Below are 12900 nucleotides of genomic sequence, written 5' to 3'. Positions count from 1 at the left end.
CCCCTAATCGATATGGTGACTCTATTCATTTAAATCCTATACCTAGTTAAAGTAACTTATTATGATCCTCCTATTTTATGCTCGGCGGAACGTCTTGTAATCCTTCCAAGTGTTTGTCCACCAGAAGAAACAAGTTTTCTATCCCCTTAGAAGTTTTAATAATTTTATCGTTGATATTTGCTCGATATGTAGTGGAAAAATTTATTTTAGTCACATCAACAGTTATTTCGGATTTGGATATTCTTTGCTCCAGTTTCGTTCTGATTAGATCGTCGTCCTTGAAAAGTTTTTCCGCAAACGCCTTGGCTGCATCTTCGTCTCGAAGCATGCGGTCCAGAGTTCCCCCAATTTCGACACCAACATAGCCTTGCTGAAAATAAGACCTGAACCTCACCCTATGGTAACTGCGAAGTGGGACATAATAATCGTCTCGGAAATTATAGTGAATTGGCAAACAGCTGAGTATTTTGCCTAAATTCAAGCTTTCCCTGCCAGTCCCGAAAAACAATAATTTCCGTGTGGTTTTACATTCATCCGGCGCTAAAAGAACTTCTAAGACTAAATCGTAGTTACTAAATTTGAGTTGTTCTTGGAAGTACGAAATAATTTCAAGCGCACGTTCCTCGGCTAATACAGATGTGTTAATAAAGACGCTACAGTGGTGACCATAATTTTTGGGGTATACCGTGAAAAAATCATCTCTTTCATAAGGCAGGGTTAAACCTATGATATGGCTTCGATTGTGCATAGCGTTTATATCAATGTCTTCACCCAGAATTCCCTCTATTTTTTTTCGTAATTTCGTCCGCACTATTCCCGCAAATCTAATTGTAGACAAAAAGCACCCCCTCCTTGGTCATCATTTCCATTGATCATATAAAATTCCTTGAGCAGTAAAGGAACATAAGGAAACCAAAGTCGAAATATCTGAATATTCACGAGGCTCGTTGCCTGGATTTAATGAGTAAATTTGTACATAACGATTCCGCGATTATATTTCTGTAACAGTCTTAACAATATTTTTTACCTTGTCATTGATGGAGCACGGGTAAATATATATTGTCCTTCAACAAAACCGCGGCGCTTATCCAGTTCGTCTTCAATTAAAAGAGTGGCCGCAAAAGTTCAGTTCCATTCCCACGTTCATCCCAGCGCTGCTGCGAATGAGTTGTTACATGAAACACGAACTTTTTCTTTTCGCATTCATTATACATTATCCATTTTTGACCAATTTCCACGTCTATAAACTCTATCAGACCTACAAATAATCCATTTTTACTATGAGGGAAACGATATGCAATGTACAATTCCTTTTAACCACTCCCTAAGAAATGTGGATTTTTTTGTTTGACATCCCCTAAAATGACACCATTTTCGAAATATATTATTTAGAATTCTAATTAAGAAAATATTTTAGGGAGATGATCTAAGTGCAGGAAGAAATAGAAGATGAATCTTTACTCAGTGGATATGAATATAGGGAACCATCAGTATTCACTCCTGGCACCTGCAATTTCTCCAAAAGCGTACTTGGATACGATTGGGTTTTTTATTTTAATCAAATTCTATATGAATACAGGGATACTTTTGATAGAAATCATTTGACGGAATTATTTTTGTGCATTGCTGTCCAAGGTCATATGAATAATAAGAAAAAGATCAGCATTACTGAGTTGTACAACGAGCATGAATTGAAATTTTTGAAGTCATCTTCAGGACAAAGGATAATTAAAAATTATGCAAAACTATTTCGTGATGATTAATCCACTAGAAAACTAGCTCCCTTCACTGATATAAGCGGGGGGGGTATGGGTAGTCACACCTATGTTGACCAAGTGATTCATATGTTCGCGAGGGAGTGTGCGCTTGTGAGCTGCAACTGAGCTGCCGTCATCGGCGCATTGGTCACACCGAGGCCATCGGCAATGACGTGAGGAACATTTGTCCGTGGACAATTGATAATTAAATCTCTTTCTTTAGAGAAACCCACAGAAGATCATACCCGGCTACGATGAACTAAAATTTTAGTGCAGGAATATGCGGGATGATTTTACTCATGGCATCAAGTTTTTGCTTGTCACCAACGTGAGTATAGATTTGAGTTGTTTGTATGCTAGAGTGGCCTAACAGCTCTTGTAATGTTCTTATGTCCGTTCCTGCAATTATTTGGAGAGTTGCAAACGTGTGACGCAACTTATGACTGCTAAGGGGTTTATCTTTGAGATCGCGATAAACCTGCTTAAAATCCGCAAAATTAGCCTCTGCGATCTTTTGAATTGTACGTATAGTAATCCTCCGGCCAAACTGTGAAACAAAAAATGCTTGTTCTGTTTCTTTGTAAGGTTTAATTCGTTCTAATAAAGCTAATTTCAGAATCTCCGCAAGTTGATCTGGTAGCGGGATCGTCCGCCATTTTCTTCCTTTTCCGTTCACATTTAATACATTAGTTGAATGATTGAAGTCGGATATGTTTAATTTACTTAGCTCGCTTACACGCAAGCCCGCGTAACTCATCAATAGAAACATTGCTACATTTCGAACCTGGTACTTTCCACTAATTGAATCGATAAATGTGGTTAACATACTTTCTTCAAGGTATGAAGGGATTGGCTTTGTTTCAACTTTGGATTTTTTTATTGCCAGAGCTGGATTAATGGAAACATACTTGTATTCGATTAAAGCATTAAAAAATGTTCGTATGGCCGAGAGGTATCTATTTCTAGTCGTATCCACCGCTCCACGTTGTCGTTTGTTTGATAAAAACCGCATGATATCAATGGACTCAATTTCTGTTATCGATTTAGGATCCGAGAACACTAAAAATTGTCGTACGTTGCCTATATAGGCCTTTTGTGTTTGAAAAGTAAATCCCTGATCTTTCATCCATATATCAAAAAAATCAATTAAGTCATCTTCGGAATAATTTAACGTCATTATTAGTTTTATCTCCTAAATTCATATGAATTTCACTGGAAAAATAGCAATAACTTGTACCACAATCACAAATAAAATCTCTTAAAACGTAATTGACGTGAAATAGCTGTTTCGCGTAATTTTATTAGCATTATTATAACACGAAACATTTGTGGTATTTATAAAAAAAGAAAAGAAACACGATCATTTTGCTCGTGTTTCTTTTTGTCCACTCACGGATCATGAATAGCGCTCAGGGTCGGCAGCATGGAGTTTCGGACCTCTCAAAGCTACTGTATCTAACAAGTGATCCCCCCGCCCCGCTCCTTAGCTACATACGAAGCGGGTTACTCTTTTTATCGATCATTTGGGCAGCTTTATCTCTATACAAGTTCCTTCTCCGAGTTTGCTTTTAATCGAGAAGGTTCCTTTATGATTATTGATGATTCTGCGTGAGACCATCAAGCCTAAGCCATTTCCGTTTTCTTTGTTTGTATAGAAAGGCTCTCCCACTTGGGACAACTCCTCTTCAGATAAACCGCATCCTTCATCATGGATATTAATTTGGACAAAACTCGGACTCGAGCTGTCTAGCGTTATTTTAATTTTACCGCCACCCGGCATGGCTTCCATCGCATTTTTCATCACATTGATAAGCACCTGTTTCAACTGATTAAGATCACAGCGGATGTATGACTCATGGACGGAATCAATGTGCATTTCAAATTCTACATTATCCAAACTTGCTTGTGACTCAAGCAGTTTTCCTACATGAATTAAAATTTCACGAATGTCTGCCCGTTGAAATTGGACTGCTTGTGGCTTGGCTAAAACTAAAAATTCGCTGACAATAAAATTAATCCGGTCTAATTCAGAGAGAATTAGGTCTAGCTGGCTTTCCTTAATTGCACCTTTGGATGATTTTTGCATTTGAACAAAGCCTTTGATGGTAGTAAGTGGGTTTCGTATTTCATGAGCAACACCTGCAGCCAGTTGTCCGATGACAGATAGCTTCTCCGATCTCCTCAGTACATCTTCAGCTTCTTTGCGTGCTGTAATGTTCCGTGTGATTGAAGCAATTGCAACAATCTCCCCATTTTCGTCCCAGATTGTAGAAATAGTGATACTGACGTCGATAATTCGGCCATCTTTCGTATAGCGAATTGTTTCATAATCCGCTACCGGCTCATTACGAAGTATGCTAGCAATTAATTCTTGGTATTCATCTACGCACTCTGCAGGAATGTTCAATAGTTTTTTACCATGCAGGTCCTCAGGCGACCAACCAAAGATACGCTCGAATGCGTGATTTAGCTGCATAACATTACCTTCTAGGTCTGTTACATGAATCGCATCAGAAGTGTGATTGACAAAAGACTCAAGATAGCTTTTGGTATGGCGAAGCTCATCTGCAATATCATGAAGCTGCTTTGTATAGTTGGATAAGTTACTAGTCATCAAATTGACTTGGAATGCGAGGTGACCAAGCTCATCTTTTCCGTTGTACTTTATTACTCCTTCAAACCTTCCTTGAGCGACTTGGTTGACAACAGATAGAATTTGACGAATTGGTCGAATTAGTAATCCAGATAATACAAAACTAGTAGCCATTGTTAATATTAAGAGACTCAGTGAAATGATAACTAGTTTGATAAGTTGATATCGAAGTTCGTCTTCGAGCGCTTTTGCTTTAAAAATAATCCTAATAACATATGGCTTAGCCGTGTTCGTGACGGGTATAAGACTTTGTATAACGTTTTGATTATTAATTCGAATTTCGCTTGTTACCGTCTTTCTATTAGCAAGCGCATCTTGGAAAAGTGTGACTTCATTAGTTTCTTCTGCATACTTATAGGTTCCAAAGATAATATCCCTTACATCTAAATTAAATACAGGCTGCCCTTGTTTAATTTTAATAATAGGCTTCTTTCCAAAAAATTGAGGATCAACCCCGGTAACTTCAAGAATGTTGCTGTTTTTCAGAAGCATCTTCTTAATGACGGCGTCTGTCCCTGTAGTTTGCTGGAAATCCAATATGCTTTGTGCATTTACATAAGGATTAATCATGTAGTTTGTTGTACCATCGTAGTAATTGCCCCACTTATTAACGATATTAGGATCGGATGTCGCAAAATTAATAGGGCCTGACCAGTAATTATTTAGTTTTTGTCCTTGTGGTATGGTGACTTGATGGTTATCAAAAAGCTGGTTAAATGCTGTGTACCAGTAGTCCCATGTTTTCGAACTAAGATTAATTTCCTTCGGATCGCTTGAACGCAATGCCACAATATCATTATTTAATCGTTTCCAAAGTGTAATATGATCGACACCAAGTTTGGCGCTTAGTTTAACGAGTTGCTCATTTGTTACTTTATCAATGTCGGTATCTAGTTCATGTTCAGCAGCTATAGCAACAGAACGGAGCCTCTCGCCAATCGTATCCTCTATATGCTGACGTGCCTGCTGTGAAACCTCAACTGTTGTGCTAATCTGTTCGGCCATTGTAATCATTTGCTGTTCGGCTGCTTTTTTCAAACCCTCTTGAGAGCTGATGTAATAAATAGACATATTGAGTAGAAGAATGAAAGCGACTAATATAGAGATCCAGAACGTTAGCTTCACTTTAATTGACATGATTTCCTCCAGTATGTCAAGGATGTCCGTGTAATTGTTACCAAATTGATTATGAATATTGATTCGTTCTTGGTATTTATATTATAAAGACTCCTGGTAGTCGTTGACTAGCCATTTCCAAAAAGGAATAGATATGTATTCTCATGATAAAAAGAGTGGATATTTACAAATGTAAATACCCACAAATGAACTTTATTTTCAGTAATTCTCAATCTTTAAACAATCGTCTCCCTTAGGTATGCATCATCCCTATTAAAGTGAAAAAAATCTGCCGAGTATACACATTTCCCATTTACTATCGTTTTTACGATAAAAGGATATCCATCAATTACTTTCACAAGAAGCAAATCAGCTTCTTTTCCGTATTCGATGGACCCCAGTGTTTTATCGATTCCCATCGCCTTTGCAGGATTTAAACTAGCCATATTGACTGCTTTTGACAAGCTAATGCTACTTTCCTTTACCAATTTAAAGATGGCATTTAACATGGATGATGGTTGGTAATCAGAACATATGATATCTACAAGTCCTAATTTAATGGCATCGGTTGCTCTTAAATTATTATCATGGGATACACCTCGAACTACGTTCGGCGCACCAACGCAGACTAACAGATTTTTCTTCTTGGCATAATCAGCAGTTTCAATATTTAGAGGGAATTCACTAACGGTTACTCCAAATGTAATTGCATCATCAATTTTTGCAATAGAATCATCATCATGAGAAGCAATAGGGATCCCTTGATTGATTGCTAAATTGGCTAATGCTCTAACCTTTTCCCAGTCAATACTTTCTTGCTTTTTGATTGCATTCTCAGTTATTTTCTTGACCTCATCTTTGTCCACACCCTGATTCTTCATGATATATGATTCGAATGAACCAGGTTTCTTGTATTGACCCTGGCCCGGGGCGTGATTCATAAAGGACAAATAGTCAACTATTCCACTTTGAATTAACTCGGTGGCTAGTTCCATGCCTAAAAGATGTATAAGTTCATAACGAAGATGTACGCGATGCCTAATCATTGACCTCTGATTTCGATAAGTTATTAAGTTTTCGAGTAAATTCACTAATAAATTATCACCGCGTAAACTCAACCCAACTCCCAAGGAGACGGATTGATACATAGTAGTAATACCGTTCCCTGCAAGTTTCTTATCTAGTTCAAAAATGGCTAAATCCATTGGAAATAATGTATTGGGTCTTGGCTGAACTTCTTTTTCAATCGCGTCGCAATGTATATCGATTAAACCTGGTAGTAAATACATATCTGTAGCATCGATTATTTCTTGGTTATTATCTATTAAATCCTGAGAAACGTATCCCTCATATATCTCCTGAATTTTCCCTTCACTTATAAAAATGTTTCCTTTTTTAACCTCATGGGGAAACACAATTGTTGCATTCAATATCCATTTGCCTTTTCCATGTTCAACCATTTCAAACCTCCGATTCATAAGGAAGCTCAGGTCGACTTTGAGTTGACCTCGCTAGTTTTTATTGCTAGTAATACTTCGGGGAATTCTCTACGGAGTGCTCATCGCTTGTCTTGTCATTGAAGGAGCGATGCATCCCTTTGCCCCGTTACTTTTGATGATATACCAACCGATAGGATTACTCAATCATCTTACGATAAAAATCGACAAAATTCGATTGGCGAATTGTTTAGCACATTTTAAGTGGGATCCCTTTGCTGTCCCCGAGCAGTTCCGAGCGGGAGCACCAGAAAGCGGAAGATCGTAAAAGCCGCTATCACCGGCACAGAGAATGAGTAAAACCAAGTAGGAATGTGAGGTAAACATAAATAACCCACTTCGTTGTATCGAAGTGGGTTTGAATATTGAAAATAGTTTTTCATCGTAAGCGTCGCGTCTCGCTAGACAGCAGGCCCCTAAGAAGCTTAAAAAAGAACATTCTAGTATCATTTATTTCTCTTCAGTATTGTATTGTCATTAACTGAGAATAGCACCATTTTAGTGTCGAAACTTCTTTACACTAGGGACTATTTTAATGTCATTATCCCAGGGTATTTTTGTTGTCTTCCATGGAAATATTTTGACGTTAGTTCAGCGCATCAATAATTTCAACGATATCATTCAACACATTCTTATTTTTCAATTTTTCAATTATTAGAAATGTACCTCAAACAATCCGAAAGTGAATGAACCGTTTCTTCTTGTGCTCGAAGTAACTTGGACACATCCCATTGCCCATTTCTTAAATCCTTTTCGATTAGTTCTAGCATCCAAAGTGAGTGAAGTATCGTATAACGATGATAGTCAGTTACAAAAGAATCCGAATTCATCATCTCCCCCTGCGACATTCTCTGCTCCATATACGCTTGTAATGCGGCTATACGTGTGTCAGAGCTGATCATTTTTGGGAAATCAGGATGACTCATATCCAATAAACTATATAAGTCCCAAAAAACAGAGTTATGGTGGACATACTCCCAATCCATAATGATAAAATCAGAGCCTCTTCGGCTCACATTTCCTTGATGATAGTCTCCGTGTGAAACCACTATATCCGTATTAATACTGTTCCCTTGACGAATGACTTCATGGATCACTTCTATTTGATCCTTAATTAGTCCTAGTTTAATTACACGACTTTCTATATTTGGGAGGTCATTCACAAGTACCTGTAGAATCCCGGGTAGATCGGGTTTATCCCCATTGAAATGCGAGGGTACCTTTTCCAATGAGAGCTTATGCCACTTAGGAATACTTGCAGCTGCAACCAAAAAATCGCTATCTTTCAACTGATGAGATAACTCTCCCATATCTTCATATATCGCCCAATACCGTTCAGGATCTTCATGTGCTGCAGCAGTATATAGTTTCGGAAAGCGTACATCCACAGAACCCAATAAGTGATCGTATATCCATTTTTCACGACCGCATGTGGTTCCATTGGTTAACGGCTTATAAATAAAAGCCTCTCGTTGCCCTTGAAGATTGATCCAAAACCGGACAATCACCTTGCCATTTCTACCTTTATACAAAGGATGCCAATCTAATACCTTAGATGAATTTAGCAATCCAGTGGGAAATACAACTTCTGAGAGCATTTGCTCACGTTGATCAATCATCTTCGAATCACCTCTCCAGCCTTCATTTTAAATAAAATTATTCGTTATTCTGGTATGTTCACTGGAACACAGGAATCTACTATATTATTCTCATTCATCCATAATAGAACCTTGGCCCATTTTGTGACTGAAAGCACGTCATTGGTTGAACGAGAAAGAAACCCGCTCCAGCCGCGAGGTTCCTAAATTTACACGAGAACTCAGAATCTATAAGAGGTTGACTGTTTCACCTACCTTATAGGTCTCTATTATTTTCTTCAATAGTTTTACTGTTTTTATTATATCTCGATTGAAGCTATAAGTTGTCTGAAACTAGCTTAATATCTGTCTTACAACCCTATAAGTGTATACCCCTGACGTACCGCCATTGTCAATTCTATCAGGCGTGTTTGCACGGCGGGTATAGAGGTTGCTTGCATTAGCAGAGGCTTTCCTTTGTTCCACAAAGTTACACGTAATTCTGGATAAAGCGCGGCGATATGAGCAGCTTGCTCAGCATCACTTTCCACATAATGTGTGAACCCTAGTTCAAGTGCGCGGCTTCCTTTCCAGCGTGCAGTACTTTCTGCATCAGGAAATTCTACACCGTCATCCCTAAAAGAAACAGGTATATGGTAGTTGTTATTGTGTAGCCATTTTAGCGTTCTCTCTTGATCGATAAGGGGTCGACCTGTAATTATCATGTCTCCGTTTGATACTGTTGGGGAGAAAGAAGCGGGCCTATAGGTATCTCTTAATGCCAGAGCTTTTTCTAGGCCCTCCTGATAATGAATTGAGTCAACATCTTGCAAGAAAACTCCATCCATATCCCATGCTGTGTGCTCATAGTGGTGATCCGAAAATTCGGGATTCTGGATGAACTCCTTATCATTAATCATGAATCGTTCCCAGGGTAGAATAAATCTTGCACCTTCCTCATCAGAATGGAAGCAGTAATAATCTGGTATTGAGGCAGACAATAGATCCTTGCATACCACGAGAGATGAGCATGTATAACCAGATTCTTTCAGTAGCTTCATACTATTAATTAAGGTTTTCCCGCTTCCAGCAAAATCTTCACATAGTAAGATTCGAGAATTAGACGCTGGCATTTTACCTAATGGTACTATGCAGTTATTAGGGCGATCGTATTCAACGAAGAAATAAGGAAGTCCTGTAAGAAATGCCATATGCATTCCTGGGAATGACCCCCCTCTTAATAAGATTGCAATGGCATCAAAATTTTCTGCTTTTATTTGATCAGCTAGGGCATCTAAACGTAAAGATATAGAAGAATAGTCCAGATATATATTTCGTCTTCTCATAGTTTCTCGTTCGTTCTCCTCTCATTAGAAACAAGTTAATGAATATCTTTATTCACATTATAGAACTAGGTGCATATCGAATTGATTACCGCCATCTGTATGAGAAACTTGAATAGAGCCCTGGTATTTGCTCAATAGTTTCTTCACGATTCCTAATCCTAAACCAGAGTTCTTTTCTACTCCTTTTGTTGAAAAGCCAGATTCAAATATTTTTTCTTTTAACTCTTCCGGAATTGGCTTGCCAGTGTTATATACGCTGATATTTAGTCGTCCAGCATTTATAGCACCTTGAATTTTAACTTTCCTTTCGTTCAATTCGTTTTCCATCGTCGTTGCCTCAAATGCATTATCGAGAAGATTACTGATTATTTTCACAACATCAGTTGCCTTAACAGCACTACTACTAAGTCCGTCCATGTTCGCGAGTTCGTGTTCAAATACAATTTTCTTATCGACTGCTTGAGCTGCCTTCGCTTGAACCAATGCGCAAAGCGCGGGATTATCGATTTTTATTATGTCGTTAATCTCCAGAGTTTCTCCAATAATCTCTTGCGTATAGGACTTCAAGTCGTCATACTTTCCGAGCTCCAGAAGAGAATGAATTGTATTTACGTGATTAGTAAAATCGTGCCTCTGTTCTTTAATCGAGTTGAATAATGAATCAATATTTCCTGTATACACGCCTTGTACATTTAAAACGGCTTCTTCTTTGGAACGATTAACTAATCGGATCGTAATAATTAAAGCAATTATACTGATCAGTGTGACTACTGCAATAATGAAGAGTAGCTTCTGTTGCTGTTTAAAGAGAGTATACTTGATCGTTTTGTAATCCGTAACAATACACAAAAGTAAATCTGAATGGTATGCCCCTAATGCAACGTTTTTTAGTGGTATGTAGGTTCTCATAATATCTTTTCCATCAATTGAGGAAAAAGTATTAGTGAGATTTCCACTCTGGATACTCTTTAAAGAAATATCCGAATCATTCACATCAGGGTATGAATATGCTCCATATAGAACTTTCCGTTTTTGGTACCATTTTGATGGCTTTTCCTTTAGGGTTCCACTAACAATATCAGGATTGAGAACGCCAATTTCAATGAGCCACTTATTACTTTTTACCATTTGAGTAATTGTAGCATCTACGCCAGTAGCGTTTCTAAAGTCTAACAGGTGAGTATCATGAACATATGGGTCAATGATGTAATTTGTTAGGCCATCGTTATAATAACCCCATTTATCAATATTTTTTGTATTCGTAGTTGAAGTGTCAAATGGTCCACTCCAATAGTTAGGAAGAATCTGGCCAAAATTAAGGGGACCTCCCATTTTGGCATCATGATTTTCTATTAACTGTGTAAATGCTTGGAACCACCCATTCGTCCAGCCTTTTGTGCTCATTCCAATTTCTTTGGGGTCAGATGAACGATATCCAATAATATCATCATCTTTCTTTTTCATTAGAGTAATGCCATCAATCATTAATTTATCTTTTATATTAACGAGCTCTTCATTTTGCACTTTTTCAATATCTGGAGGCAGGGCATACTGTGCAGCTACGGAAGCTGTCCTTAAATTTAGTCCCACCATATCTTCAAATAATTGCTCTCCTTCATTTGAATTTTTGATGGCTATTGTCATACTGTTTACAAGAGTTGATATCTTTTCTTCTTGTTCAGTAACAAGTGTGTTTTTACTCGTGAAATAGTACGTGAAATTAATACCGGTCATTATTAATACGGCAATTATAATATAAACGGTCATTATTTTTTTCAATGGAAATCCTCCCGAAATAACGTATTCGATTTTTTTATTTATAGTGATTCAGAAAGGCGGGCATACCATGATTCAAATTCCTTCTTATTTCTTCTCGATAGATCCACTTCTACATTAATTAAATCCATCTTCACTTTTGTTTTCCCTAAGAAAGATGTGCATGGATAAACCATTTTTATGTATTTAAAGTTTATTAAATTAGACTGATTAGGAGAAAAGACACTCTCTGAGCATTGAGCAAGAATGTCTGTTAAGGGGGTTGAAGTTTCAATTTCGGACAATTTATCTTCTACGAATACCTTAACCTTATGTAACCCCTTTACTTTTTGGGCATATATTAGCTTATTTTCATTTACCAAAACGGTTCTATAATTACTTTTCAATTCGATGATTTTGCCAGGAGCCGATTTAGTAAAAGAGTTATCTTTTTCAATTATTGTTCTAGCTTTCTCCACGGCAAGTTGCAGTCGATCGAAAGTAACAGGTTTGGTTACAAAATCAATACAGTTCATTGCAAGGCCCGCTAGTATTAGGCTTGAGTCTTGTGTGCCCGAGACCATTATGAGGTATGGATTAACTCCCTTAGAAAGTAGTTTTTTGTAAGCAGTAATTCCATCTGTCCCTTGAAGCCCTATATCAAGGAAGACGAGATCAGGGACGTACTTTTGGCAGTCATCAACAAACCAATCCCCAGATCCTGATGAACTAAGCACCTTCATATCTAATCTACGTGCGTACAACTCGAGTTTTTCACGATCTATCTCTTGATCTTCTGCTATTATTACTGAAAGTTGATTCATAGACGAGACTCTCCTTTATCGGGGAAATAAAATTGAAATTTTTAGCTGTTGCCACTCGGGTTCTTACTACTGCTGGTTATGGTTCTATCCACCTAAGGTCCCTCATTGATTTTTTTATAAGCATTTAGACTCGGATTTTAGTTGGGGGAGTCACGATTATGATATAATCTCCTCCGTTATATTTGTCGAAATTTAATGAAACTAAGATGAAATTTGTGTATTTCGATCTATTTCGACAAAAAACAACGAGTTTTTTACCACATAGGGTGAATTATCTGCCATTTAGGATATTTAAAACTATAGTACTATGAGCAGGGTATAATTGAGAACAGTTAGTACAAAACAACTAGATAATCTCTTAACCAGGAGGATAAAA

Annotated in this window: 9 protein-coding genes; 1 reads left to right on the top strand and 8 read right to left on the bottom strand. The window is 37.6% G+C overall.

What is annotated here, in order from left to right; all coding sequences use genetic code 11:
• Window positions 1-70: 70 nt before the first annotated feature.
• On the bottom strand, window positions 71-838 hold the full coding sequence (locus tag AC58P7_RS14845) for a hypothetical protein (RefSeq protein ID WP_497344047.1): 768 nt from the start codon (window positions 836-838) through the stop codon (window positions 71-73).
• A gap of 592 nt (window positions 839-1430) precedes the next feature.
• On the opposite strand from AC58P7_RS14845, the gene AC58P7_RS14840 reads away from it, so the two are divergent.
• The gene (locus AC58P7_RS14840) at window positions 1431-1763 is read left to right on the top strand and encodes a hypothetical protein (protein ID WP_497344045.1); all 333 of its coding nucleotides are present in this window, start codon (window positions 1431-1433) and stop codon (window positions 1761-1763) included.
• A 253-nt stretch (window positions 1764-2016) separates the two neighbouring features.
• Here the strand turns inward: AC58P7_RS14840 and AC58P7_RS14835 are convergent, their stop codons facing one another.
• From AC58P7_RS14835 to AC58P7_RS14805, 7 genes are all read right to left on the bottom strand, one after another.
• Window positions 2017-2934, bottom strand: a complete 918-nt coding sequence (locus AC58P7_RS14835; RefSeq protein WP_497344043.1) for a tyrosine-type recombinase/integrase — start codon at window positions 2932-2934, stop codon at window positions 2017-2019.
• A gap of 342 nt (window positions 2935-3276) precedes the next feature.
• A complete protein-coding gene (locus AC58P7_RS14830; protein ID WP_497344041.1) occupies window positions 3277-5547 on the bottom strand; it encodes a PAS domain S-box protein in 2271 nt (756 codons plus the stop codon).
• Between the two features lie 215 nt (window positions 5548-5762).
• Window positions 5763-6986 carry an alpha-D-ribose 1-methylphosphonate 5-triphosphate diphosphatase gene (locus AC58P7_RS14825; RefSeq protein ID WP_497344039.1) on the bottom strand — a complete coding sequence of 408 codons (1224 nt, stop codon included), beginning with the start codon at window positions 6984-6986 and terminating at the stop codon, window positions 5763-5765.
• A gap of 683 nt (window positions 6987-7669) precedes the next feature.
• Window positions 7670-8641, bottom strand: coding sequence for a hypothetical protein (locus tag AC58P7_RS14820; protein WP_497344037.1), 972 nt, complete (start codon window positions 8639-8641; stop codon window positions 7670-7672).
• A gap of 329 nt (window positions 8642-8970) precedes the next feature.
• A complete protein-coding gene (locus tag AC58P7_RS14815; RefSeq protein ID WP_497344035.1) occupies window positions 8971-9945 on the bottom strand; it encodes a hypothetical protein in 975 nt (324 codons plus the stop codon).
• A gap of 57 nt (window positions 9946-10002) precedes the next feature.
• Complete coding sequence (locus tag AC58P7_RS14810) at window positions 10003-11724, bottom strand: sensor histidine kinase (RefSeq protein WP_497344033.1); 1722 nt, start codon at window positions 11722-11724, stop codon at window positions 10003-10005.
• Between the two features lie 38 nt (window positions 11725-11762).
• Window positions 11763-12524, bottom strand: coding sequence for a LytR/AlgR family response regulator transcription factor (locus AC58P7_RS14805; RefSeq protein ID WP_497344031.1), 762 nt, complete (start codon window positions 12522-12524; stop codon window positions 11763-11765).
• Window positions 12525-12900 lie beyond the last annotated feature (376 nt).

The organism is Paenibacillus sp. J22FR5 (assembly GCF_059691975.1).
This window is presented reverse-complemented; position numbering and strand designations above follow the sequence as displayed.